The organism is Pseudomonas azotoformans, from assembly GCF_001579805.1.
In the GTDB taxonomy this organism is placed as follows: domain Bacteria; phylum Pseudomonadota; class Gammaproteobacteria; order Pseudomonadales; family Pseudomonadaceae; genus Aquipseudomonas; species Aquipseudomonas azotoformans_A.
The window spans coordinates 5,660,040-5,684,498 of the sequence record NZ_CP014546.1 but is presented as its reverse complement, the minus strand read 5'-3'; the positions used below and the strand labels follow the sequence as shown (position 1 = coordinate 5,684,498).

Sequence of the window (24,459 nt, the reverse complement as noted above, 5' to 3'; positions counted from 1 at the left end):
TCTATTTCGAGGTCTTCACAAAGCCGGGCTTTAAACCGAACACCTCAACGCCTTGGGGCGTCGATTGCCCGGTCGTCACCTTCACCCGCTCCACCGGCTTATCCATCGCCTCGCGGTATTCAACCGTCATATCCGGCCCTATCGCCTGGCTCGGAATCACCATCGCCTGCGCGTTGTTGTAGGTCACGATGGTCAACCGCGCACTCATCCCCAGGCGCACCCGTTGCAACTGCTGCGGCGTGAGCTTGGGAATCGACAAGGTCACCGGAAACTGCGCACTGCCCTGGCCGTCACTGGCAATCGCCAAGCCGCTCACCACGCTCACCGAGCCGCTCAGTCGCTCGCCGTCAAACCCGTCCCCCAGCACTTCCACCGCCTGGCCTTGGTGCAACTGGTTGATGTCCAGCTCAGAGACCTTGGCGACGATTTTAAGCCGCTCGATGTTCGCCAGGCCAAACAGCACCTGACCCTGGCTGACCTTGCTGCCGGCCTGCACCGGGGCCGTATTGTTGCCGCCGCCCTGAGTTGAATTATTACCGGGCGGCGGCACCACGATGCCGGAGAACGGTGCCTTGACTTCTTTGCCTTCAAGCAGTTTGTGCAAGGCGTTGTATCTCACCGTGGCGTTGGTCAGTTCCATGTCGGCGATCTGGCGGTATTCGCCCTTGCCCTGGTCGAGGGCCTGCTGCAGTTCGCTGCGCGCGGAGGCGAGGTCCAGCTGTTGCTGCTGGGTCTGTTGCTTGAGGTCGTCCAGTTCGTTACGCGGGATGATGCCGCGCTGGAACAGGTTTTCACTTTCGGTGAGTTTGCGCTGGGTATTGCCGGCGGTCATTTCGACGGTGCGCAAGCTGCGGCGTGCGCGGCTGACGGTGGGGCCGTTGTCCCAGTCCTGCATTTCCTGCACGGTACGCCGGGCCTTGAGTTGGGCGGAGAGGGCGTCGCGCAGTTGCACTTCCAGGGTGGCCGGGTCCATGCGCAGCAGCACCTGGCCAGCCTCGACCCGCTGGCCTTGCTCCACCAGGTTGGCTTGCACGTTGCCGTCGAACGGTGCGGTGAGGGTGATGGTGGCGTCGGGCTCGATCTTGCCCACCAGACCGATCTGGTGCACCAGCGCGTCGGGCTGGACGGCCTGCCACTGCTCGGGAGTGCTGGCCGGATCGGAGGCCGGGCTGCGCAAGGCCAGGCCTGCGCCGCCCAGCAACAGGATAAGTACAGCGCCCAGCAGGCGTTTCTGATTAGTAGTCATTGAGGGCGATTTCCCAACTTTCCAGCGTCATGCCCAGGGTCAAGTCGAGCTGGGTCTGGGCGTTCAAATAAGCGATCAGCGCATTGAGCTGCGCGTTTTCGGCGTTGCGCAGGTCGGTCTCGAAACTCAGCACCTGGAAGTTGGTGGAGCGTCCGGCGCTGAGTTTTTCCCGTTCGATCTCGATCTTGCGCCGTGACAACTCTACGGCGCGCAGGGAGATTTCATATTGGCGCCAGCGCGTGCCAAGGTCGCGCACTACATCGTTGACGCTGCGTTCCAGTTCCTGGCGCGCGTCGGTGATGCGGATCTCCTGATCCTCCACGTTCACCCGCGCGCGCACTTCGGCCTGGCGCGTGCTGATATCGCCAATAGGGATTTTCACCTGCACCCCGGCGTAGCTGTCCCAGGTGCGATTGTTGGTGTGTCCGGCGTTGTTGTCGTAGGCATCGCGTACCTGGTTGGCGCCGGCGACCAGGTCGACCTGCCAGCGCCCGGAATCCTTGGCGATCACCAGGTTGAGGTCGGCTTGCTGGCTGCCGAGCAGGGCGGCGAGGTATTCCGGCTGCTGGGTCTGCGCCAGGTTGAAGGCCTGGCGCTTGTCGATCTGCATGGGCTTGGCCTCCAGGGCTTCGGTGGCGCGAATCGGCGTGGACAGGTCCAGCGCCAGCAGGCGCAGCAGGGCCAGGCGGCTGGAATCGAGCTGGTTCTGCGCTTCTTCCACGCCCAGTTGTTGGGTGGCGATATCGGCTTCGGTCTGCACGATTTCGAACTCCGCCATACGCCCGGCATTGATCAGCGCCTTGTTCACTTCCAGCAAGGTGCCGGAGCGCTTGAGGGCGTCCTGCACGATGCTCAATTGCTCCTGGGCGCGCAGCAGTTCGCGGTAGGTGGCGATGATCTGGCTGATGGTCTGCGCCACGGTGGCCTTGAGGTTCAGGCGGTTGGCCTGTTCCGACAGGCGCGACAGGCGCAGCGGCGCAGTGGTGGCGTCCCAGCCGGCGCCGCGCATCAGCGGCTGGATAATTGCCAGGTCCAGGCCGTCGCTGCGGTAACGGCCGGCGCGGTCGGCGGTGTTCAGTTGTTGAGTCCAGGCCATGCTCAGGCGCGTGCCGTATTCGCTGAGCAGGCTGGTGGCCGGCGCGAGGTTGGCATTGCGTGTGTTGTCGGCGGAGCCACGGTTGGTGCGGTAATAACTGTTGAGGGTGAGCTTGGGGTTGAACACATCTTCGGCCACGCGCAGGTCGAACTTCTGCGCCACCCGTTGCAGGTAGGCGCTGCGGATCGCCGGGTTGTTGCGCAGGCCCAGGTACACCGCATCGCCCAGGGTCAGGGTGGTGACCTGGGCATTCAACGAGACGCTGCGGTCATAGCCGCTGCGGGTGGTACTGGGTGCCGATGGCTTGATCACCACGTCGGCGGCCATGCCGGGCAGGCTGGCGAATGCGAGCAGCCAGAGCCATTTATTCATCGCGCAGGGCCTCCACCGGCTGCAAGCGTGAGGCCGAGACCGCCGGGTAAATGCCGAAGAACAACCCCACCAGCAAAGTACTGCCCACCCCCAGCGGCAAGGCGGCGACCGCCAAGGCAAACTCCCAGCCAGACAGCCAGGCATACAGCCACGCGGCGGTCATGCCCAGTACCGCGCCGCAAAGCGCGCCGACGGCGGTGAGGGTCACGGCTTCGAGCAGGAACAGGTTGCGGATATCCCGCTGCCGCGCACCGAGCGCCATACGGATGCCGATCTCGCGGCGGCGCTCCGAGACGTTCATCAGCATCACGTTCATCACCCCCACGCCACCGCCCACCAGCGAGATCGCACCCAGGGCCAGCAACAGGTAGGCGAAGGTGCGGCTTTGCCGGGTCATGCCGTCGATCATTTGCTGGGGCACCTGGATGTCCACATCGTGGTCGGGAAGTTGCGGTCTCAACGCGGCGGCCGCGTCCTTGGCGATACGTTCCATGTCCTGGCCGGGCGCGGCGCGGATGATCACGTTGCCAATCTGCGGGGTTGCATAGATGCGGCGCATGCCTTCGGCGGGAATGAACAGCGAATCGTTGGCTTGCACCGGCATCAGCATCGCCCGTGGCTGGTTGCGCAGGATGCCGACGATCAGGAACAGGTAATCGTTGATGCGCACGCGATCGCCCAATTGCAGGGGATCGCCCGGCGCACTCAGTGACTGGGCCACTTGGTCACCGATCACGCCGTAGGTTTCATTGGCATCGAAGCCCGAGAGGAAGCGCCCCTGCTGCACCGCCAGGCGCATCGCGCCCTTGATGTCCGGCGTGCTGCCGACGAAGTTGGCGTTGACGGTACGACCATGAAACACCACGGGCCCGCTGAACAACGTGAGGGCGCCGATATGGTCGATGCCTGGCACTGTCTGGCGTACGGCGTCGAGGTCAAGGCGCGCGGGCATCGGCACCGTGCTGGCGCCCTTGGGGGGGAACTGCGCGATCAGGGTGTCGGTGCCCATGTCCTTGAAAATCATCGCGGCATCTACCGCCGCGTTATTGCCGATATTGATCAATGCCACCACCGACGAGCTGCCGATCACGATACCCAGCAGGGCCAGGATCGAGCGCTTGCCCAAGGTGCGCAGGCTGACGAAGGCTTCATGCAGCAGTTGGCTGAGGCTTTGTTCGACCCGCAGGCTGCTCCTTACCCGCTCCTTCATGGGCGCCCGGCCTCTTGCACCACGCCATTGCGCACCAGGATCTTGCGGTCCAGGCGCTCGGCGATGTGGGGGTCGTGGGTGACGATGATCAGGGTGACCTGTTGCTCGCGGTTCAGCGCCAGCAGCAGGTCCATGATGTCCTGGGCGGTGGTGCTATCGAGGTTGCCGGTGGGCTCGTCGGCCAGGATCACCGAGGGCTTGCCCACCAGCGCCCGGGCAATGGCCACGCGTTGGCGCTGGCCACCGGACAGATCGGCGGGGCGATGGTGAGCGCGGTCGGCCAGGCCGACCTGTTCGAGCATGCGCAGGGCTTGTTCCACCGATTCATGGCGTGACACGCCGCGATAACTCAGGGGCAGGGCGACATTGTCCAGGGCGCTGAGGCGTGGCAACAGGTTGAAGCTCTGGAACACAAAACCGATCTGCTGGTTGCGGATCGCCGCCAGTTCGTCGGGCGTGGCGTTGAAGATATCGTGGCCGGCAAAGTGGTACTGGCCGCAGTTGGGCAGGTCCAGCAGGCCGAGGATATTGAGCAGGGTACTTTTGCCGGAGCCGGAGGCCCCGAGGATGCCGCAGCTGTCACCACGGGCGATGGACAGGCAGACATCATTGAGAATGGACAGGTGCTGCCCGGCCAGCTGATAGCGTTTGCCGATGCCTTGCAGGGAGATCAAGCCTGGGTGCGCGGGAGTATCTGTCATGAATACGCCTTCAGTCTCGACGCCGTCGTCATCGTCCCCGGTAAAGCCTTGTAACAAGTTAGGGGTCGCCTCAGGGTGCGCCATGGACCGGTTTTTGTTTCTTGTTTTTAAAATATTGTTTGAATACTAACCGCCTTCCAGCCGCTTCGCCAGCCGTCGATGTAGAGCGGTTTCAGCTTGGGAAAAGGCCTACTCAAAGGGGTCGGGAGGTTGGGGAAAACCAGCTTGCCTGTCGCCGACGGGCCCGTCGGCCAAGGCTTTCGATCATATGGCGGTGTGTCACTACTTGCTTTCGAACGAGGGCCCCGGTATAAAAAATCAAATTATTTTTTTAAACAATATTTCCTACGTGGAACTTCTATGGTCGCGAAGAAAGTCAGCGCTCCAAACATCACCAAGACTCGATTGCTGGATGCGACAGAGGCTCTCTTCATCAAGTATGGCTACGACGCCGTTCTGCTTCGGCAGATTACCGAGCGTGCCCAGGTGAACCTGGCGGCGGTGAACTACCACTTCGGGGACAAGGATTCCCTGATGCAAACCCTGCTCAAGCAGCGTTTGGAGCCGCTCAACGAACAGCGCCTGGAATTGCTCGCGCGCTGCGAGGCGCAGGCCGACGGCCCGCTGGACTGCGACACCCTGCTCGGCGTGCTGTTCGCCCCGGCCATGGGCCTGGAGCGCAGCGATCCGGCCAGCGCCAGTGGGGAAGGGCGTTCGTTTATCCGTTTCCTGGGGCGGGTGTACAGCGACACGTCGCCGTTTATCCAGGAATACCTCAAGGTGCATTACCAGCCAGTGTTCCAGCGGTTCTTCGAAGCCTTTGCCCTGGCCCTGCCGGACCTGCCGCGCAATGAGCTGGGCGTGCGTCTGCAATTTGCCCTCAAGGCGATTTCCGGGGTGATGGCCGGTACCGAACTGCGCCTGCTGATGAACTCCATGAGCCTGGGCCGTCCGGCCACGGATGCCGAGGTGATGGCCAAGTTGATCACGTTGGTGTCGGCAGCGATTCGTGTGCCACAGCAAAGCCCGGAGGCGGAACATGCCTTGGCCAAGGTGCTGGATACCCAGCGTGCCATTCGTGAACAGGCCACGACGCCCGCCAGTAAAGCAGCGCGTTGACTCAAATCCCAGGCAAAAAAAAGCCCGCTGGGGCGGCGGGCTTGATATGCAACATTTGTAACGGATGAGGCTTCACACTACGTTCCGGGATGTGAATAAAACGTGAAAACTTTGTAAGGCAAAGTGTGAAATGTTTGAAAACTGTAAACGCGTGGGAATCTCCCTTTTTGCCCAGCGGATTCAGATTTTCCAGCGCCCCGCACTCTTGGCCAACCGCTGGCGCATCGCATCCACGTTCTGCGCCAGTTGCAGCGTCAGCAGCCGATAACCATCCAGCGCGCTGTACACCGGCGCATCCAGTGCCGGCTCGACACCCGGATGGCTCTGCCGCTCCAAGCGCTCCGTCACCCCCGACTTCAACGCCCGCGCCATCCCCACCAGTTGCACGCGGATCTGCCTATGCTCGGCCTTCAACATTACCTGCATGCGCGCCATCGCCTGTTCATCGCGAGGGTCGGGCCGGGTGTTGCCGAGAATTTCCAAGGTGCTGATGCACATCCGCAAATGCCGCTGGATCGCGTCCAGTTCGGTCATGGAGATGCGCACTTCCTTGGACACCGACGGCATCAGCGAGCGCAACTGCAGCATCGCCGCATTCAGGCGGTTGAGCAGCTTGAGGTGTTCGTCACTGGTGACGGACTCGCCGTTGATGATCCGGCTATAGATCTCGGCACAATCGCGCAACGCGCTGGCCAGGTTGTAGCGCCAGGAGTACACGGCGTACAGCGGCAGGGCAAATGAAAAGGCCAGGGCCAGGGCGATACCGATCAGGATGTCGACCGTGCGCCACAACCCATCCGACAGCGGGTTGTCACCGTGGCCGGCGACGATAAACACGGTAATCGCCGACAACAGCGCGGTGTACCCACCCTTGCCGATGGCGTGATAGGAAAAGAACCCGCACACCACCGACATCAGCAGGTAAGTCAGCAATGGCTGGCCGACATAGGCTTCCTGAACCACCAGCAGCAAGCCGACACTGGCGCCGATCAATGTGCCGTAGGCGCGCTCCACGGCTTTCTTGCCGATATTGCCGTGGTGCTGCAACCCGCCGATCACCACCAGCATGGTCACCGACGCCCACTCACCGTGGGGCAGGTTGATGCCGGTGGTCAGCAGGATCGTCGCCAGCAAGCCGATGGACACGCGCACGGCGTGGATCAGCTTGGCATGGCGATAGCGGCGGTACGGGTCGAGCAGGGGGCGCAACAGGCGCCGGGCAAACACAGGCAGATGCAGGTTAATCAACGACGAATCGTCCTCTAGAAAATGTAATCGGTGGTCAGGAAACTCGAATCGCGGTTACGCAGGATGTCGCTGACCAGTGCCTTGTTGCTCTCCTGGAACTTGGTCGCCACCAAGGTGCGGATCGAGAACACGCGCAAGGCGTCATGCACCGACAGCGTGCCCTCGGCCGAGTTCTTGCGCCCGTTGAACGGGAACGTGTCTGGGCCACGTTGGCACTGGGCGTTGATGTTGATGCGGCCGACCTGGTTGGCAAAAGTGTCCACCAGGCGCCCGACTTGCACGGCGTTGGTGCCGAAAATGCTCAACTGCTGGCCGAAATCCGAGTCCAGCACGTAGTCGATCACGGTCTCCAGGTCGCGGTAGGGCACGATGGGCACCACCGGGCCGAACTGCTCTTCGTGGTACACGCGCATCTGCGGGTTCACCGGGTATAGCACCGCCGGGTAGAAGAACGATCCGCGGCTCTCGGCACCGTGCGCATTCACCACCTTGGCACCGTGTTGCGCGGCGTCAGCCACCAGGCCGTTGAGGTAATCCACCTTGCCCACTTCGGGCAATGGCGTCAGCGCCACGCCGTCTTCCCACGGCATGCCGGGTTTGAGCGTGGCCAGCTTCTGGTTGAATTTCTCGATGAAACGGTCGACCACGTCTTCATGCACAAAGAGGATTTTCAACGCGGTGCAGCGCTGGCCATTGAACGACAGGGAACCGGTGACGGCTTCGCTGACGGCATTGTCCAGGTCCACTTCGGGCAGCACGATGCCTGGGTTTTTCGCGTCCAGGCCCAGTGCTGCGCGCAGGCGATGCGGCTTGGGGTGCAGTTTCTTCAAGTCACTGGCGGCCTTGTTGGTGCCGATAAACGCAAAGATATCGATCTTGCCGCTGGCCATCAGCGCGCTGACGGTTTCGCGGCCACTGCCGTAGATCACGTTGATCACCCCGGCCGGGAAGCTGTCACGGAACGCTTCCAGCAAAGGGCGGATCAGCAGCACGCCCAGCTTGGCCGGCTTGAACACCACGGTGTTACCCATGATCAACGCCGGAATCAGCGTGGTGAAGGTCTCGTTCAGCGGATAGTTATAGGGCCCCATGCACAGCGCCACGCCCAGCGGCACGCGGCGGATCTGGCCGAGGGTGTCCTGTTCCAACTCGAAGCGGCTGGAGCGACGGTCGAGTTCCTTGAGGGCATTGATGGTGTCGTTGATGTAGTCGCAGGTGCGGTCGAACTCTTTCTGCGAGTCCTTGAGGTTCTTGCCGATCTCCCACATCAACAGCTTGACCACGGCATCGCGCTGTTCACGCATGCGTCGCAGGAAGGCTTCGACGTGCTGGATACGTTCGGCCACGCGCATCGTCGGCCATTCACCCTGGCCCCGATCATAGGCACGCACGGCGGCATCCAGGGCGGTGAGGGCGGTCTCGGCGTCCAGCAGCGGCGTGCTGCCGATATGCACACGTTCGTCGCCAAACTGCACCGGGCTCTGCACTTTGGCCAAGGGGCCGTTCCACACCTGCAACTGGCCATCGACCAGGTAATCACGCTGTTCAATGGGCGCCCCTAGCTGGAATGTCTCGGGAATCTCGGCGGCGGAAGCGGGAAACAGCTGGGCGAGCAGGTTGCTGGTGGTCATGTCGCTACCCCTGGAATAGTTGCAAAACATGACTAGAGAGTCACCCAACAACAGGCTCTATGGCAAGGCTTGCGCGCTTTCTTGTACGCAGCCATGCGCCTGACGGTTAAACTGCGCGGCTTTTCAGAAGGAGTTCACATGAGTCAGTACCAGCCGGGCATTCTTGCCGCACCGGTGCCGTTGCAGGCACGCCATCTGTTTTTTGCCGTGGATTCACTGGCCGCGGTGCCCGCTGCGTTGGACGCGCTGGTGCAGTTGACCGATTCGGCGGCGGTGGTGGGTTTTGGCGAACCACTGGTGAATGCCTTGGGCGCCCGGATTGAAGGCTTGCGCACATTCCCCACGGTCAGCGGGCCGGGCGCGCATAACCCGTCAACCCAACAGGCGTTGTGGGTATGGCTGCACGGCGTGGATCGCGGTGAATTGCTGTTGCGCAGCCGCGCCTTCGAAAAGGCCCTGGCCCCGGCGTTCCGCCTGGTGCAGATGACCGAAGGCTTCCGCTACAAGACCGGCTTCGACCTCACCGACTACGAAGACGGCACCGAGAACCCCCACGATGACGCGGCGGTTGAAGCGGCCCTGACCGACAGCGGCGCCAGCTTTGCCGCGATCCAGCAGTGGCAGCACGACCTCGACGGCTTCGCCGCCTTGCCTGCGCAAGAGCGCGACCACATCATCGGTCGCCGCCATGGCGACAACGAAGAACTCGACGACGCCCCCGAGTCCGCCCACACCAAACGCACCGCCCAGGAAAGCTTCACCCCGGAAGCCTTCGTAGTGCGTCGTTCCATGCCATGGGCCGAGAACGGCCAAGCCGGGTTGATGTTTCTCGCGTTCGGCCATTCCTTCGACGCGTTCGAAGCGCAACTGCGCCGCATGAGCGGGCTGGAAGATGGGATTGTCGATGGCCTGTACCGCATCAGCACACCGTTGACCGGCGGTTACTACTGGTGCCCGCCGATCAAGGATGGGCACCTGGACCTGAGCGCGCTGGCTTAAATCACGCCGCACACCAGTCGCTCACCGCCACCGCCCAATGGCTTGGGCATGTCGGAATGGTTGTCGCCGCCGGCATGGATCATCAGCGCGTGGCCCTTGATCTGCGCCAGGCTTTTCAAGCGGGGCGCGAGCACCGGGTTGTTCGAGGTGCCGTCCATGTTCACGTACAGCGCCGGCAGGTCACCCAAGTGGCCGTCGGCGTAAGGGCCCAGGTGCTTGCCGGTTTTTTCCGGGTCGAAGTGTCCGCCGGCGGCCAGTGCCGCGACTTTCACGCCGTCTTTCACACCCGCTTCACAGCTGCCGTTTTCATGGATATGAAAGCCGTGCACGCCCATTGGCAAGGATTTGAGATCAGGGGTGAAAATCAAGCCGTAGGCCGATTCACTGATGGTGATGCTACCGACGGGCTGTGGCGCACCATCGGCACTGACCAGGTTGACCGGGACTTGCAACGACGCCGCCTGGGCGGAGCCGACCGCGAAGACACTGAGCAGGCCGAGCAGAAGAGAGCGATTCATAAAAGCGTTCCTGAAGGTGATGGGTGTTGGGCAGTTTCAGGAATAACAACGATTGGGCTGCGCCAAACATTCCGTTGGAAAAAACATATTTTTCCAACGGAATAACCTTGGGTCATCAACTGTTTTGCATACCCATCTGTGCAAACAGCGGCACCATCCCCGCGCCGCGACAATGGCGGCAGCCATACACACCCAGCACCACCGGTTCTCTCACCGCCGGTTTTGGTGCCCGCTCGAACCAGGTCGGCGCCACAAAGCGGTAACCCAGGCCGGGTGCCGTGGCGATGTACAACGCTTCCTCGTCACCGAGGGTACGGCGCAGGGTCTTGATCTGCGTGCGCAGGTTGCATTCCTCCACCACCAGTTTCGGCCAGGCAATGTCGAGCAGTTCGGTTTTTTTCAGCAGTTCGCCGGGGCGCGAGGCGAGGGCGATCAGCAGTGTCAGCGCGCGGCTGCCGAGGTTCACGGGTTGCCCGTGCTTGAGCAATTGATGGCGCTTGGGGAGCAGTCGATAAGGGCCGAAGTGAATCTCAGCGCAACCGTCGTTGTCGAGGAGCGTTGTGGGTGAATCATTCATGTCGGTCATAGATCACCTGGAAGTTTTATATATAGCCGGCCCGTGAACGAGTCCTTTGGTTATTAGTGCAGTTGCACTAACGGGCGCGGCGCAAAGTTGTTCTCCCAGCAATAAGGCTGCTTGGGAGGGGCTATCAAACGCGATGATTAAGTCGCTGTTGTTACAAATGGAAATATCTGGGAAGTTGGGCAAAAGGCTATTAGCGAGAAATGTGAAGTCGTCGCGAAAATAATTGCCAAGCCTTGCTTCATAGCTCGTTTGTATCGAGCTTTATTGCTCACGTTCGTTGTGTTCACAGTTGGAAGGCCCCCGTAAATCGGGGGCTGCAGCGTGTCTTGGGTTTTTTCTGAAAGTTCCGTGCCTGAAAATGGATGAATTTTTCTCAACGCCAGGTTGAGCCAAATCTTTCACAGTGCCTGTGTGGAACGTTTCACAAGCTTTCACAGCGAAGGCGTTTTGATCGTGAGTAGTATGGAACCCATGCAAACCGACGGCAGTTCGAAGGCTCACTGTCTGACGTTTTGGGCATTCACCGGTTTGCATACTTTCAGCTTGCTGTTGCGCAACTGAATAACTTCCCTATCGATGCAAGGAGATGAACATGGCTGATGTCCCACCAGTAAAAGCAGGCGGCGCCGACGACGCTATCGCGAAGATGGAAGCGACCTTCAACATGGCTATCGAGAAGTCGGCCAAGATCACCGAAATCAGCACCGCGAAAAAAGCGGAGCTCGACGCCACCAAACAGCGTCCGCAGAACTGATTCGCCAAACGGGCGGCGCCGGCGCTGCCCGTTTACCCTCTGATGCTTGACCCCGTTGCACATGCTCAAGGGGGCAAACCCAACCATGACAGCCTTGATTTCCTTGGGGCCGGTCGCCGCTACTGGCGCACCGACCTTGACCGTGACCGGTGGTTTGCACCAGGGCAGTTCCCTGGTGCTCGACCAGCCGGTCTATACCCTCGGCGCCGACCTGGCGGCCGACTTGGTACTCACCGATCCCGGCATTGCCGGCCTGCACCTGCGCCTGCGGTTTGAAGGCGACCACGTGGCGGTCGAAGCGCTGGGCGGTGACGTGTTGCTCGCCGGCAATGTGCGTATTCCCCACGGCAACGGCCATCGCGCGCGATTGCCGTTGCAACTGCGGATCGGCACGGCGGGTGTGAGCCTGGCTGTGCCTGGTGGCGTTGAAAAACCGTCGGACGCCCCACGCAAAATCACCCCCTGGATTGTCGCGACCGTCCTGCTGTTTATCTGTGCAGGGGCGCTGGCGGTTCGTAGCGAAGCGCCACTGTTGCCCGCACCGGTCGCTGTCGATGAGGTTGCACCACTGAAAAAACCGTCCCGCGAGCAAGCCAAAGCCTGGTTGGAGCAGCAGCTACAAACCGCCCGCTTGGACACCGTGAAAATCAGTGACAGCAACGGCCAGCTCAGCGCCACCGGCACCTTTGAACAGTCGCAAAAGCCACAGTGGCTGGCCTTGCAGCAGGCGTTTGACCAGCGCTACGGCCAGCAGGTCGTGCTCAACCCGCGTGTGACGGCCCGCGCCGATGCCGCCGCGCCGCGCGTGCGCTTCCAGGCCGTATGGTTTGGCGCCCAGCCCTACGTGATCAACGACAGCGGCAAGCGCCTGTACCCCGGCGCAGCCCTGGCGGACAACTGGGTGCTGGAACGCATCGAAAACAACCAAGTGATCCTCGCCCGTGGCGAGGAGCGCTTCACCTTCACGCTGTGACCATGCTTTTAAGCTAAGGCCCTGGGATGAAAGTCGAACCCCGCCCGTTGATTCCCAGTGATGTGCGCAGTGCGCCGGTCGAAGCGGTTCGCCCGGTCAATTCGCGCCAGGCCACCGCCTTCGAAGCGGTGCTCAAGACCCGCAAGACCCAGACCCGCCGCTCCCTGCGCAGTGACCTCGAAGCACTCACCGCCGCTGCCGGCGTCGACTCGTTGCTGTTCGGCGGCGCGCGTTCGCTGGAGCTGCTGGAGCATGTGATGGAACACATCCTGCCCGGCCTGGACGCCGAGCCACACATCAAGGCACTGGCTGTCGAGCTGATCGGCGAAGAGATCGAGATGCGCCGCAACCTCGAACAGCAACGCTCGGAGGTGCATACCTGATGGCCCGCGAAAACGACGACGCCGTGCAACTGCTCAAGGGCATTGGAGAACTGTATCGGCGCAATGGCCAGTCCCAGCGCGCCCTGGTGATGTTGCTGATTGCCGTCAGCGTCGCACCCCACGACGGTGTGTTGCTGCGCTCGCTGGTGCTGTCGTTCACCGACAGCGGCGACGCCGCCCGCGCCCTGAGTGCCCTGGACCGCCTGGTGGCAATGGAAGGCGAATCTGCCAGCCTGTTGCTGCTGCGCGCCCGTGCCTTGTGGTACGGCGAGCGCAAGGACGAAGCGCGCCAATGCTTCAAACGCTACCTGGCCGCACGCAGGGCTGGCGCATGAGTGCACTCAACCGCCTGAACAACCTGGCGCGCCTCGCTGCGCAGCGTACCGACGTGATCATCGTCGCGTTTATGCTGATGGCGATCGTGATGATGATCATCCCGCTGCCCACCTACCTGGTGGATGCGCTGATCGGCCTTAACATCGCCCTGAGCATCCTGATCCTGATCGTGGCGTTCTACATCGGCCATTCGGTGGAGTTTTCCGCGCTGCCGCCGCTGATCCTGTTGAGCACATTGTTTCGGTTGTCGCTGTCGATCACCACCACGCGTTTGATTCTGCTGCACGGCGACGCCGGCCATATCGTCAAGGCCTTCGGCGACTTTGTGATTGCCGGGCAAGTGGTGGTGGGCATGGTGGTGTTCCTGATCATTACCGTGGCGCAGTTCGTGGTGATCACCAAGGGGGCCGAGCGTGTGGCGGAAGTGGCTGCGCGCTTCACCCTGGACGCGATGCCCGGCAAACAGATGAGCATCGACAACGACCTGCGCAACGGCGACATCGATCAGGCCGAAGCCCGTCGCCGTCGCTCGCGCCTGGAACGTGAAAGCCAGATGTTCGGCGCGATGGATGGCGCCATGAAGTTCGTCAAAGGCGATGCCATCGCCGGTCTGGTGATCCTTGCGGTCAACCTGCTCGGCGGCATGTTGATCGGCATGATCGAGCGCGACATGCCCTTCGGCGTCGCGGTGCACACCTACTCGTTGCTGACTGTGGGTGACGGCCTGATCGCGCAGATTCCGGCGCTGCTGATTTCGGTGGCGGCGGGCACTGTGGTCACTCGCGTCAACAGCGACGGCGAAGCGGGGGACCTGGGCAGCGAGATCATCAAGCAACTGGGCGCCAGTTACCGTGCGCTGGGCTTGACCGCCTTGATCATGATTGGTGTGAGCCTGTTGCCGGGGTTCCCTACCTGGGTGTTCCTCGGTCTGTCCCTGGTGTTTGGTGGTGCGGCGTTCATGATGTACCGCCGCCATCACCGGCAGCCTGAGCTGGAAGTGCTGGTCGAGACGCCGGAACCGGTGGTCGAAGTGCAGGCCGAGCTGGATGACAACCTGCTGCCCGATACCCGTGTGCTGCTGACCCTCGGCAGCGGCATGTCCCAGAGCGCGCCGCGCCAACTGCTGCGCCAGCGCGTAGAAGCGCTGTGCCACGACCTGCGTACCGAACTCGGCGTGGACATGCCGGTGCCGGGCATCTACATGGAGGCCAAGGCCACGCCGGGCAGTTTCCGCGTGTCCCTGGAAGGCGTGCCGGTGAGCGAAGGCGAATTGCCGATCAACTGCCTGCTGGTGCAGGACGATCCGGTGCATGTGCAGCTGCTGGACATCGCCACTGTGCAGGCCGATTCCCCCCTCAATGGTCGCAGCGCCCACTGGGTCGAACGCCAGCACGAAGACACCCTGCGCAACGCCGGCATCGGCTTCCTGCTGCCCGACGAAGTATTGCGCGGCGTGCTGGAACGCAGCCTGCGTCGCTATGCCGCCGACTTCCTCGGCATCCAGGAAACCCGCCTGCTGCTGGAGCGCACCGAGGCGACCTACGGTGAACTGGTCAAGGAGGCCTTGCGCCTGGTGCCGCTGCAACGGGTGGCCGAAACCTTGCGCCTGTTGGTTGGCGAGGGCGTGTCGATCCGCAACCAGCGCGCTTTGCTGGAAGCCATGGTGGAGTGGGGCGCCCGCGAAACCGACGCCGGGCGCCTGGCCGAACACTTGCGCGCCGCGCTGGCGCGGCAGATCAGCCATCAATACGCCGACCGCAACCGCGTGATCGGTGCGCTGGTACTGGCGCCGGGCCTGGAAGATCAACTACGTGCCTCCTTGCGCCGCCAGGAGCCGCAGCGCGAACTGATTCCCGAAGAAGTCAGCCGCGCCTTGCTCGCCCAACTGCGCCAGGCCTGTGACAACACCCGCGAGGTCAACAGTGCGGTGTTGCTGGTGCACCCGGAACTGCGTCGCAGCCTGCGCCGCCTGGTACTGCGCGGTGAGCTGGAGCTGGCGGTGCTGTCGTTCCGCGAGCTGGCCACCGAGTACAACCTGCAAGCGCTGGTGACCATCAGCCTCACCGAAATCTCCAACCGCCGCGCGCCTGTCGCGGCTTCCGTCACCCCCCTGGCGTCCGCCTCATGATGCGTTTTTGTGTGCTGTTGCTGAGTGTTTTTGCATGTGTGAGCCAGGCTCAGGAAATCGCGGCCGGCGCCGGGGGCTCGATTGCCCTGGCCTCCGGTGAAGGGCGCATCCTGCATTTTGTCGCGCCGGTGGATTCAGTACTGGTGGCCGAGCCGAATGTGGCCGACCTGCAAGTGGTGTCGCCGGGCACGATCTATATTTTCGGCAAGGCGCCGGGCAACACCAGCCTGATTGCCCTGGGCAGCGACGGCAAACAACTGGCGAGCCTGACCCTGGCCGTGAGCAGTGGCAGCCAGGCGGTGAGCACGCCGATGCAGGCACTGCACCCCGGCAACGGCGCACAGATCAGCGGCGCCGGTAACCGCCTGGTCGCCAAGGGCACCCTGGGTTCGGTGGCGGAAGCGACCGACCTGAATGCCTTGCTCAACCCTCAGGGGCAAGGTTTCCAGAGCGCGATCAACACCACCGAATACGCAGGCTCCGCCCAAGTGAACCTGCGTGTGCGTTTTGCCGAGGTGTCGCGCTCCGAGCTGCTGCACTACGGTGTGAACTGGAACGCCATGTTCAACAACGGCACCTTCTCCTTCGGCCTGATCACCGGCGGACCACTGGCCGCCGCCACGGCAGGCGGCTTGGCAGCAGCAGGTGCCGGTTCAGGCAACGTGAATATCGACGGCATGCTCGATGCGTTGCAGGCCAACGGCGTGTTGCAGATCCTAGCCGAACCGAATATCACCGCCATGACCGGCCAGACCGCGAGTTTCCTTGCGGGTGGCGAAGTGGCGATCCCGGTGCCAGTCAATCGTGACCTGGTGGGCATCGAATACAAGTCGTTCGGCGTGTCGTTGTTGTTCAACCCGACCCTGCTGCCCAACGGCCGCATCGCCCTGCAAGTGCGCCCCGAAGTCAGCAGCGTGGTCAGCGGCGGCACTGTGGATTTCGGCAACTTCCACGTGCCGTCCTTCAGCGTGCGTCGCGCCGATACGCGGGTGGAGGTCGGCAGTGGGCAGACCTTCGCCATCGCCGGGCTGTTCCAGCGTGAAAGCAGCCAGGACATCGAGAAACTGCCACTGCTGGGCGACCTGCCGATCCTCGGCAACCTGTTCCGCTCCAAGCGCTTCCAGCGCAATGAAACCGAACTGGTGATCCTCATCACCCCGTACCTGGTGGAGCCGGTGCGTGGTCGCACCCTCGCCACGCCCCTCGACGCACAACCGGCTACCGCAGCGGCCACCGGACCGCGCAGCGGCGGGGCGTTCGGTTTCTACATGAATTGATCAGGGGGACTGCCATGACTGCTTTACGCGTATTGATGCTGTTGCCCCTGGCGCTAATGGGTTGCCAGACCCACCTGGCGCCGACGTATTACTCGTCCGAGTACCGCGCGGATGGCTTGCCGACCCAGTGTCAGCAGCCTCCGGCCACCGACACCATCGGCCTGGGCGAAGACTTCAAGCCGACCCTGGCGTTGGGCTGCGCGAACAACCTGAACCTGATGCAAATGGTCGAGCGCAAGCAAGACCTGACCCAAGGCCGCCCAACCGGCCCGGTGATGGCCGCGCCCGTGGGCCGCGCGGCCCAGGTGTACATCGAAGGTTTCGACCGCGAGCAATTGCAGCGGCGCAAGGACCAGCAGGAAGCCAAGGCCGGCGCCGCGGGAGGCCAGCAATGAACCGCTTATCGCGGGTCTACCAACCCCAACTCCCGAGCCTGCGCCACCGGGTCACTGATGGCTTTGATGCGCTTGGCTTCCGTCACCAACCGTGCACGTTCGGCAGCTGGAATGTCATCCAGCGGCAACCCCGTCACCCGCTGCTCATACCCCGCCAACACCATCACCAACAACTCATTACGCTGATGCCGGGGCAAGGCGCGGGGCGACTGCGCGACCGGTGCGATGGTCTCCACCGCCAGCTGCGACTGCCCACCCAACGCATACGCCAGGGCCAGGTTGCAGCGGTTGTCGAGGTCGTCGGGCTTGAGGCTCAGGCTCTTGGCGAACGCGGTTTGCGCCGCAGCGGCCTGGCCATTGAGGATCTGCGCCACACCCAGGCGGGTGTAGGCCACTGGCAACCCGCCAATCTCCGCCGCCTGGCCCAGGGCAGTGACGGCACGCTGGGTTTTGCCCAACTGCAATTGCGCGGTGCCCAGGCCGAGCAGGGCGTCGGCATTGTGCGCATCGAACCCCAGGGCTTGCTGGAAAGCCCGCTCGGCGCCCAGCGCATCCTTGGCGTCGAGCTTGGCCTGGCCGAGCTTGAGCCACAACTCGATGCCGGCACCGGGTTGCTGCGCCGCACGCTCGTACAGCGCGGCCGCACTGGCGTAGTCGCCGCGCTTGCTCAGGTCATTGGCCAGTTGCAACGACTTGTCGGAATCGGTCGCGGGCTTGCTGGAGCAGGCCGCCAGCAACAGGGTACTGGCGAGCAGAAAATTCTTGGACATCGTCACAACTCGTCTGGCGAAGGCGGACGCCATGTAAGCATATTTTTGCTGGCCGTCCTATGCCTGTTCGGCAGCCGTTTTGCCAATGCCGCCGAAGAACCGGCGTGGTTCTCCCAGCCCTATGCCTACGTGCTGGTAGACCAGGATGTACGCAGCGCCCTGGAAGAATTCGGCCACAACCTCGACGTGCCCCTGGTGCTTTCCGACAAGGTGCGCGGCAAGGCCCGCAGCACGATTCGCGGCGCCACTGCCGGTGAGTTCCTGCAGACCCTGTGCAGCACCAACGGCCTCACCTGGTACTTCGACGGCAACCTGCTGTACCTCAATGCCAGCGATGAAATCAGCACCAAGCTTTTCAAGGCCAACGCCCTGGACCTCGACCAGTTGCAGGCCTACCTCAGCAACCTCGATGTGTTCGGCCAGCAGTTGTCCATGCGCAACGGCCCCGAGGGCGATGAAGTGTTCGTGTCCGGACCACCGCCGTACCTGGCGCTGGTGCAGCAGCATGTGGATCACCTGCAACCCAAGGTCGTGGCCGCCCCGGTGGCGCGCGAGCGCGGGGTGCGGGTGTTCCGTGGCGCGCAAGTCAGTACCGAAACCCCAACCCAGTAAAGGAGCAGCACCATGTCCGTAACGGCCGTAGACAGCAATCTCGCCCCTGGTGGCGCCAGCCCTGAAGCCAAGTTCAATGCCGCGGTGGACAACGCCAAGGCCGCCGACAAACCCAACGAAGCCGATGACCCCGAGTTCACTGATGCGTTGATCACCCAGGCGGTCACCATCGGCGGTCAGTTCATCATCATGCCGAAGATGCAGGAACTGCTGAACGACGCCATGTCCGATGACGACGAAGAGTAGGAAGCCCCTATGACTATCAGTCTCGCCGCCGGCGCTTCGGCGCTGCCGCCGTCTGCTGGCGCGGGGCCCGCCGGGGCCTCGCAGAACCTGTTCGAGCACATGGCCAACACCGCCAAGGGCATGCCCGAAGGCGCCAGCCCGCACCAGATCGGCTCGGGCCTGATGGAGCGCATGAACAGTTTCATCGACCGCACGCGGGCGTTTTCCGAGCGCGCCGACCTGCTCACCAACAACCCGTCGGCGCCGCCACCGGCTTCGGCAGAGATCCGCACCGCCAGCGCTTCACCTCAAGGCGAGCCGGGGAAAAAGGTCGGTGAGCAACAGGTCGACCAGATCGTCCACTCCCTGGGCAAGATGTTCGACTACTCCATCGAAACCCAGATGGTGGTGCGCGGTGCGACGCAGATTTCCGGTTCCGCCAACACACTGCTCAAGGGCCAATAACGCCATGCCAAGCCCCAACCGCGCCTTGCGCCTGCTGCTGATCGGCCTGCTCGCCAGCCTGTTGCAAGCCTGCAACACCGACCTCTACACCAACCTCAGCGAGCGCGATGCCAACGCCATGGTCGCGGTACTGCTGCGCGGTGGCATCCCGGCGGAACGCAAGGCCCAGGACAATGGCCAGCTCAAGGTAGTGGTCGATGAGTCACGCTTTGCCGAAGCCATGACCCTGCTCGACAACGCCGGCCTGCCGCAACAGAGCTTTTCCAATATGGGCGAGGTGTTCAAGGGCAATGGCCTGGTGTCGTCGCCGGTGCAGGAGCGAGCGCAGATGATCTATGCGCTGAGCGAAGAGCTGTCCCACTCGGTGTCGCAGATCGACGGCATCGTCGCCGCCCGCGTGCACGTGGTGCTGCCGGACAACGACTTGCTCAAACGCGTGATTTCGCCGTCGTCGGCCTCGGTATTGGTGCGTTACGACCCAGGCACCGACATCAATACGCTGATCCCGCAGATCAAGACCCTGGTCGCCAACGGTATTTCCGGCCTGAGTTACGACGGCGTTTCGGTGACGGCAATCAAAGCCGCTGTGGCCATCAGCAACAACCCGGCACAGCCGCGCCTGGCCCGCTTCATGGGCCTGTGGCTGCTGGAAGACAACCTGACCCAGGCGCGGCTGATGTTTGGTGCGCTTCTGTTGATCGCCCTCGGCGCCGTGGGAGTGCTGGCCCGTCAGCAATGGACGCGTCGCCAGTCCCAGGCGCTGTATGTGCTCAAGGAGGGTGAATGAGTCTGTTCGAACGCTGGCAGGGGCTGATCGCCGAGCCGCTGCAGTTTGTACGCGGGCCGAGCCTGGGCGCGTGTTTTGCCGATGAATTTCCCGACGCCGTGCTGCAGGCGATGCACGGCCAGCCGCGTTTTCGCCAGCGCCTGGAGCAGTTGCTGGTCAGCCATTATCAACTGGCGCCCATGGACCAGTTGGTCACGCCGTTGGCGGCAGACTTGTCGGTCTTGCTGCTGTCACCCGCGCAGTTCGCCCGCTTGCCGAGGCTGTGCGGGGCGATCTGGCATGCCGCGACCCTGAGCCGGGAGATCCGCCGCGAGGTGGTCAATGAGCTGCGCGAAGGCCTGGGTGCTGAAGTCTTCGTTTCAGCCCTGGCCTTGCGCCAACTCGGCGGCGCAGCGGATTTACTGCGCGATCCCGGCGAATTGATCGAGGCCATCGACCGCGACGGCCAAGGCTGTGTCGCCGCCTGGCTGCACGCCCAGCATGCCGATTGGCAGGGCTGGTTGCGTTTGCGCTTCGCCTTCCCCCAGGGCCTCAGCGCCCGAGTGCCCCGTGACCTGGAAATTGTCCAGGCCGCCGCCGCGTGCCTGCTGGCCGAGGAGATGACGCCATGAGCGAATTGCCGAGCCGTCCCACCGCCCGCATCCTGCGCGCCGAAGACGCCGCGTTATGGAGCGACGGCTTTGCCTTCCTGCAAGCGGCCAAACAACAGGCTGAACAGATCAAGGCCGACAGCGAACAATGGCTGAGCAGCGCCCGCGCCGAAGGCTTCGAAAGCGCCCGGCAAGCGGGGGCTGAACAGGTCGCGCAATTGCTGCTGCACACCCAGTCCCAGGTGCAGCACTACTTGAGCAGCCTGGAAGCGTCTTTGGCCGACCTGGCCCTGGGCATCGTGCGTGAAGTGCTGGGCGAGTTGGACAACGCCGACCGTGTAGTGCGCAGTACCCGCCAGGCCTTGAGCGCGTTTCGCCAGGACCAGGCGTTGACCTTGTGGGTGCCGCCTGCGGAGGTCGATGCGTTGCGGCAACGCCTCAAGCTGGAAGGGCTGGCGATTGCCGTGGATGCAGACGAACAGTTGCACGCCGGCCAGGCGCGCCTGAACAGCCCGGCCGGATCAGTTGAACTGGGCCTCGAAGCCCAATTGCAAAACCTGCGGCGCAGCCTGTTGCCGTTCGCCGAAGAGGGCGTGGTATGAACCTGGAACAGCTGCTGCCACGCCTGTCCGGGCGCTTGGCGCAAGCACGCTTGCGCCCCATGCACGGTACGGTGTTGAGCATTCGTGGTGTATTGCTGCGGGCCAGTGTGGCCGGCGCGAGCATCGGTGAACTGTGCCAACTGCGTGATCCCGGCAGCGCCCGCAGCCTTAGCGCCGAGGTGATTGGCTTTGACGGTGACGAGGCGATCCTGTCACCCATTGGCTCCATGGAAGGGCTGTCCACCCGCACTCAAATCACCGCCACTGGCGAGACCCTGGGTGTCGCCGTGGGTGATGCGCAACTGGGGAGGGTGATCAGCCCCATGGGCGATTTTCTCGACGGCGACGGCCTCCCGCCGACCGTGGCCCTGCAGCATTACCCGCTGCACGCCGAACCCCCGGCACCGTTTTCGCGGCAGTTGATCGTGCGTTCCATGGCCCTGGGCATTCGTTCCATAGACGGCCTGCTGACCCTTGCCCAGGGCCAACGCATGGGTATCTTTGGTGAGCCCGGCGTGGGTAAGTCTTCGCTGTTGGCCAGCATCATTCGCAACAGCGAAGCCGATGTGATCGTGATCGGCCTGATCGGCGAGCGGGGCAGGGAAGTGCGCGAACTGCTCGACGTGCAGCTCGACGCCCAGGCCCGTGCGCGCACCGTGGCGGTGGTCGCCACCTCGGACCGCCCGGCGGCCGAGCGGGTGCGCGCGGCGTTTGTTGCCACCACCCTGGCCGAATACCACCGCGACCAGGGCCGCAACGTGTTGCTGTTGATGGACAGCCTGACCCGCTTCGCCCGTGCCCAGCGCGAAATCGGCCTGGCCGTGGGCGAACCGCCGACACGGCGTGGTTATCCGCCGTCGTTTTTCTCGGCCTTGCCGCGCCTGCTGGAACGCGCCGGCCCCGGTCCCACCGGCAGCATCACCGCGTTGTACACCGTGCTTACCGAGGGTGATGCCGCCAGCGATCCGGTGGCCGAGGAAGCCCGTTCGATCCTCGACGGGCACATCGCCCTCAGCGCCGAGCTGGCCCAGCGCAACTACTTTCCGGCGGTGGATGTGTTGCGCAGCCGCAGCCGTTTGATGGAGCAGGTCGCCGGTGAAGAACACAAGCGCCTGGCGATGCGCATCCGCGAATTGATGGCGCGGTATGGCGAGATCGAAATGCTGATCCGCGTCGGCGAATACTCCGCCGGCAGCGACCCCCTGGCCGACGAAGCAATCAACCGCCACGCCGCCATCGAAGCCTTCCTGCGCCAGAACGCAGGCGAGCCGAGCAACCTGGAACAGACCCTGGCCCATATGCGCCGGGTGTTGGCATGAACAAGGAGCAAACCCAATGAAAACCGAGCAACTGCGTACCCTGCAAACCCTGCGGGTCTTGCGTGAACAACGTGCCGCCAGCCAACTGGCCGCCCAGCAACAACGCTGCGAACAGACTCACGGCGTGCTCACCGACGCCAAGGAGCAACTGCGCCTGCACCGTGAAGCCATCGCCGAGGAAGCGCGGCAGGTGTATGCCTCGCTCACCGAAGGCCTGTCGGTGGCCAGCTGGCAGGCGGCCCAGGATCGGTTGCGCGGGCTGTCGGATGACCAGCAGCAACTGGAAAACGACGTGACCCACGTGTCCACCACGCTTGAAAGCCAGGAGCGCGAGCGCGACCTGTTCCGCCAGGAGCGCCTGAGCCGCCAGCGTCAATCCGACGCCTGGCAAAGCCTGCTGGAAGGACGCGAGAGCGATGAGCGCCGCGTGGGCGAGCTGCGTGACGAAGGCGTCGGCACATGATCGCAGCCCTTGCCGACCCGTTGTCGCCGTGGCTGACCCACTACGATCCAGCGTTGCTGGCCCTGCATAACCTATTGCATCGCCGCTGTCGCCCTTGGCAAGGCCGCCTCGCCGGGCAGGACCTGCGTGTGCGCTGGGCCACCGAACCGCAAGCCCTCGCCGCGCCGCGTGACGTGCTGCTGTTACTCGGCCGCGCACCTGCGCGCCTGCGTTTGTCCGCCGCAGCGATGGAGCAGTTGTTGCTGCCGCTGGCGCTGTCATTCGACGTGCAGCCGTTGCCCGCGCTGGCGCGTTCGCTGTTGCTGGAACTGGCACTGCTCGACCTCATCGAGACCCTGGAGCCGCTGCTCGGCCACTCCGTGCAGTTGCTTGATGTGAACGAAGGCCAAGACCCGTTTGCCGTGCACGTGGCGCTGGAACTGACTTTCACCAACCAGCCGCCTATGAGCGCCCAATTGGACCTGAGCGAAAGCGCCGCCATGCTGGTGGCGCAGTTGCTCGCGCACTACGCCCAGCCCGAACCCGAGCCATTGCTGGCCCTGCACCAGACTCTCACGGTGGTGGCGGGGCGGCAGTGGCTGAGCCTCGGCGAACTGCGCAGCCTGCGCCCCGGCGATGTGCTGATGCTGGACCAAGGCCCCGGCCTGCTGCTCGACCTCGCCGGCCGCCTGCAGGCGCGCTGCCAATACCAAGGTGAAGTCCTGCGCCTGCAGGAAGCCTTGAAAGACCCTTTTGTGGAACCGGAGAACCCCATGACTGATGTTGATGCCGCCGCGGCGCTGGATGAGTTGCCGTTGAAACTGGTGTGCCAAGTCGGCACGCTGGAGCTGACCCTGGCGCAATTGCGCGAACTGGGCGCGGGCAGCCTGTTGCAGCTCAACACGCCGGGCGTGGACAGCGTCGACCTGATGGTCAACGGCCGTCGCGTCGGCCAGGGCCAACTGGTGAAAATCGGTGACGGCCTGGGCGTGCGCCTGCTGAGTTTCGCCACCCCATGACCGGTTATCAGCCGAACCTGATCGAGATCATCCTGGTCGTTGCGACGATCGGGCTGATCCCGTTGGCGGTGGTGACGCTCACCGGGTTCATGAAGATCTCGGTGGTGCTGTTCCTGATCCGCAACGCCCTGGGCGTGCAGCAGACGCCGCCGAACCTGGTGCTGTACGGCATCGCATTGATCCTGTCGGTGTACGTGACCACGCCGTTGATTGGCGACATGTACCGGCAAGTGGAGGGGCGCGACCTCAACATCGAGCATGTCGAGCAACTCAAGGATTTAGGCGACGCCTTGCGCCCGCCGCTGCAGGCGCACCTCAAGCGTTTCGCGAATGAATCCGAGCGCGGCTTTTTCGTGCAGGCCACCGAGACTATCTGGTCGCCGGAGGCCCGTGCCGACCTGCGCGATGATGACCTGGTGGTGTTGATTCCGGCGTTCGTCAGCTCGGAACTGACCCGCGCTTTCGAGATCGGCTTCCTGTTGTACATCCCGTTCCTGGTGGTGGACTTGCTGGTGTCCAACGTGCTGATGGCCATGGGCATGTCGATGGTCTCGCCGAACCTGATCTCCATTCCGCTGAAGATCTTTTTATTCGTGTCCCTGAGCGGCTGGTCGCGCTTGATGCACGGTTTGATTCTGAGTTACGGCTGAGGCACG

General features: G+C 63.2%; 28 protein-coding genes. 19 read left to right on the top strand and 9 right to left on the bottom strand.

Translation table 11 applies throughout. The features are described from left to right. Window position 1 precedes the first annotated feature (1 nt). Genes AYR47_RS26050 through AYR47_RS26035 form a run of 4 tightly spaced genes read right to left on the bottom strand, consistent with a single transcriptional unit; the run spans window position 2 to window position 4,625 of the window. Complete coding sequence (locus AYR47_RS26050; protein WP_033901336.1) at window positions 2-1,246, bottom strand: efflux RND transporter periplasmic adaptor subunit; 1,245 nt, start codon at window positions 1,244-1,246, stop codon at window positions 2-4. Then, window positions 1,236-2,714 carry a TolC family protein gene (locus tag AYR47_RS26045; RefSeq protein WP_061448937.1) on the bottom strand — a complete coding sequence of 493 codons (1,479 nt, stop codon included), beginning with the start codon at window positions 2,712-2,714 and terminating at the stop codon, window positions 1,236-1,238. The genes AYR47_RS26050 and AYR47_RS26045 overlap by 11 nt, the downstream gene beginning before the upstream one ends. Next, complete coding sequence (locus tag AYR47_RS26040) at window positions 2,707-3,924, bottom strand: ABC transporter permease (protein WP_061448936.1); 1,218 nt, start codon at window positions 3,922-3,924, stop codon at window positions 2,707-2,709. Before AYR47_RS26040 ends, AYR47_RS26045 begins: the two co-directional genes overlap by 8 nt. Next, the gene (locus tag AYR47_RS26035) at window positions 3,921-4,625 is read right to left on the bottom strand and encodes an ABC transporter ATP-binding protein (protein WP_033901366.1); all 705 of its coding nucleotides are present in this window, start codon (window positions 4,623-4,625) and stop codon (window positions 3,921-3,923) included. Before AYR47_RS26035 ends, AYR47_RS26040 begins: the two co-directional genes overlap by 4 nt. 360 nt (window positions 4,626-4,985) lie before the next feature. Here AYR47_RS26035 and AYR47_RS26030 point away from each other — a divergent pair, with 360 nt between their 5' ends. Next, window positions 4,986-5,744: a TetR/AcrR family transcriptional regulator gene (locus tag AYR47_RS26030; RefSeq protein ID WP_033901339.1), complete on the top strand. Its 759-nt coding sequence runs from the start codon at window positions 4,986-4,988 to the stop codon at window positions 5,742-5,744. A gap of 180 nt (window positions 5,745-5,924) precedes the next feature. Here the strand turns inward: AYR47_RS26030 and AYR47_RS26025 are convergent, their stop codons facing one another. Beyond that, on the bottom strand, window positions 5,925-6,983 hold the full coding sequence (locus AYR47_RS26025) for an FUSC family protein (protein WP_061449487.1): 1,059 nt from the start codon (window positions 6,981-6,983) through the stop codon (window positions 5,925-5,927). Window positions 6,984-7,006: 23 nt separating this feature from the next. Further along, window positions 7,007-8,623 (bottom strand): NADP-dependent glyceraldehyde-3-phosphate dehydrogenase, encoded by a 1,617-nt coding sequence (locus AYR47_RS26020; protein WP_061448935.1) that lies wholly within the window; start codon window positions 8,621-8,623, stop codon window positions 7,007-7,009. 138 nt (window positions 8,624-8,761) lie between these two features. Between AYR47_RS26020 and AYR47_RS26015 the strand changes: the two genes are divergently transcribed. Next, window positions 8,762-9,622 (top strand): Dyp-type peroxidase, encoded by an 861-nt coding sequence (locus AYR47_RS26015; protein WP_033901341.1) that lies wholly within the window; start codon window positions 8,762-8,764, stop codon window positions 9,620-9,622. On the opposite strand, the gene sodC is transcribed toward AYR47_RS26015, so the two are convergent. Further along, on the bottom strand, window positions 9,619-10,140 hold the full coding sequence (sodC, locus tag AYR47_RS26010) for a superoxide dismutase family protein (protein WP_016977469.1): 522 nt from the start codon (window positions 10,138-10,140) through the stop codon (window positions 9,619-9,621). The genes AYR47_RS26015 and sodC overlap by 4 nt on opposite strands. A gap of 115 nt (window positions 10,141-10,255) precedes the next feature. Beyond that, a complete protein-coding gene (locus tag AYR47_RS26005) occupies window positions 10,256-10,717 on the bottom strand; it encodes a winged helix-turn-helix domain-containing protein (protein WP_061449486.1) in 462 nt (153 codons plus the stop codon). A 601-nt stretch (window positions 10,718-11,318) separates the two neighbouring features. Between AYR47_RS26005 and AYR47_RS32755 the strand changes: the two genes are divergently transcribed. The 7 genes from AYR47_RS32755 (at window position 11,319) to AYR47_RS25975 (ending at window position 16,972) form a co-directional block, all read left to right on the top strand. After that, entirely contained in the window at window positions 11,319-11,480 is a 162-nt protein-coding gene (locus tag AYR47_RS32755) for a hypothetical protein (RefSeq protein ID WP_016969018.1), read from the top strand. An 85-nt stretch (window positions 11,481-11,565) separates the two neighbouring features. Then, a complete protein-coding gene (locus tag AYR47_RS26000) occupies window positions 11,566-12,453 on the top strand; it encodes a SctD/MshK family protein (protein ID WP_033901342.1) in 888 nt (295 codons plus the stop codon). A gap of 26 nt (window positions 12,454-12,479) precedes the next feature. Then, window positions 12,480-12,836, top strand: coding sequence for a hypothetical protein (locus tag AYR47_RS25995; protein WP_033901343.1), 357 nt, complete (start codon window positions 12,480-12,482; stop codon window positions 12,834-12,836). Further along, on the top strand, window positions 12,836-13,171 hold the full coding sequence (locus AYR47_RS25990) for a tetratricopeptide repeat protein (RefSeq protein WP_061448934.1): 336 nt from the start codon (window positions 12,836-12,838) through the stop codon (window positions 13,169-13,171). The genes AYR47_RS25995 and AYR47_RS25990 overlap by 1 nt, the downstream gene beginning before the upstream one ends. Further along, on the top strand, window positions 13,168-15,300 hold the full coding sequence (gene sctV / locus AYR47_RS25985) for a type III secretion system export apparatus subunit SctV (protein WP_061448933.1): 2,133 nt from the start codon (window positions 13,168-13,170) through the stop codon (window positions 15,298-15,300). The genes AYR47_RS25990 and sctV overlap by 4 nt, the downstream gene beginning before the upstream one ends. Beyond that, complete coding sequence (locus AYR47_RS25980; RefSeq protein ID WP_033901346.1) at window positions 15,297-16,577, top strand: type II and III secretion system protein family protein; 1,281 nt, start codon at window positions 15,297-15,299, stop codon at window positions 16,575-16,577. Before sctV ends, AYR47_RS25980 begins: the two co-directional genes overlap by 4 nt. A 14-nt stretch (window positions 16,578-16,591) precedes the next feature. Beyond that, the gene (locus AYR47_RS25975) at window positions 16,592-16,972 is read left to right on the top strand and encodes a hypothetical protein (protein WP_033901347.1); all 381 of its coding nucleotides are present in this window, start codon (window positions 16,592-16,594) and stop codon (window positions 16,970-16,972) included. A 5-nt stretch (window positions 16,973-16,977) separates the two neighbouring features. On the opposite strand, the gene AYR47_RS25970 is transcribed toward AYR47_RS25975, so the two are convergent. Next, window positions 16,978-17,742 carry a tetratricopeptide repeat protein gene (locus tag AYR47_RS25970; protein ID WP_033901348.1) on the bottom strand — a complete coding sequence of 255 codons (765 nt, stop codon included), beginning with the start codon at window positions 17,740-17,742 and terminating at the stop codon, window positions 16,978-16,980. A 48-nt stretch (window positions 17,743-17,790) separates the two neighbouring features. Here AYR47_RS25970 and AYR47_RS25965 point away from each other — a divergent pair, with 48 nt between their 5' ends. Genes AYR47_RS25965 through sctR form a run of 10 tightly spaced genes read left to right on the top strand, consistent with a single transcriptional unit; the run spans window position 17,791 to window position 24,453 of the window. Then, window positions 17,791-18,354 (top strand): hypothetical protein, encoded by a 564-nt coding sequence (locus tag AYR47_RS25965; RefSeq protein ID WP_025999889.1) that lies wholly within the window; start codon window positions 17,791-17,793, stop codon window positions 18,352-18,354. Window positions 18,355-18,366: 12 nt separating this feature from the next. Beyond that, on the top strand, window positions 18,367-18,600 hold the full coding sequence (locus AYR47_RS25960; protein ID WP_028616832.1) for a hypothetical protein: 234 nt from the start codon (window positions 18,367-18,369) through the stop codon (window positions 18,598-18,600). Between the two features lie 9 nt (window positions 18,601-18,609). Continuing rightward, window positions 18,610-19,044: a hypothetical protein gene (locus tag AYR47_RS25955; RefSeq protein ID WP_016978397.1), complete on the top strand. Its 435-nt coding sequence runs from the start codon at window positions 18,610-18,612 to the stop codon at window positions 19,042-19,044. Between the two features lie 4 nt (window positions 19,045-19,048). Next, window positions 19,049-19,831 (top strand): type III secretion system inner membrane ring lipoprotein SctJ, encoded by a 783-nt coding sequence (gene sctJ, locus AYR47_RS25950; protein ID WP_061448932.1) that lies wholly within the window; start codon window positions 19,049-19,051, stop codon window positions 19,829-19,831. Further along, window positions 19,828-20,442: a hypothetical protein gene (locus AYR47_RS25945; RefSeq protein ID WP_061448931.1), complete on the top strand. Its 615-nt coding sequence runs from the start codon at window positions 19,828-19,830 to the stop codon at window positions 20,440-20,442. Before sctJ ends, AYR47_RS25945 begins: the two co-directional genes overlap by 4 nt. Next, window positions 20,439-21,023, top strand: coding sequence for a FliH/SctL family protein (locus AYR47_RS25940; protein WP_061448930.1), 585 nt, complete (start codon window positions 20,439-20,441; stop codon window positions 21,021-21,023). The genes AYR47_RS25945 and AYR47_RS25940 overlap by 4 nt, the downstream gene beginning before the upstream one ends. Further along, a complete protein-coding gene (locus tag AYR47_RS25935) occupies window positions 21,020-22,342 on the top strand; it encodes a FliI/YscN family ATPase (RefSeq protein WP_033901351.1) in 1,323 nt (440 codons plus the stop codon). Before AYR47_RS25940 ends, AYR47_RS25935 begins: the two co-directional genes overlap by 4 nt. Before the next feature lie 16 nt (window positions 22,343-22,358). Then, complete coding sequence (locus tag AYR47_RS25930) at window positions 22,359-22,805, top strand: hypothetical protein (RefSeq protein WP_016978393.1); 447 nt, start codon at window positions 22,359-22,361, stop codon at window positions 22,803-22,805. After that, the gene (gene sctQ / locus AYR47_RS25925) at window positions 22,802-23,803 is read left to right on the top strand and encodes a type III secretion system cytoplasmic ring protein SctQ (RefSeq protein ID WP_061448929.1); all 1,002 of its coding nucleotides are present in this window, start codon (window positions 22,802-22,804) and stop codon (window positions 23,801-23,803) included. Before AYR47_RS25930 ends, sctQ begins: the two co-directional genes overlap by 4 nt. Beyond that, window positions 23,800-24,453, top strand: a complete 654-nt coding sequence (sctR, locus tag AYR47_RS25920; protein WP_017137580.1) for a type III secretion system export apparatus subunit SctR — start codon at window positions 23,800-23,802, stop codon at window positions 24,451-24,453. The genes sctQ and sctR overlap by 4 nt, the downstream gene beginning before the upstream one ends. The last annotated feature ends 6 nt before the right edge of the window (window positions 24,454-24,459 follow it).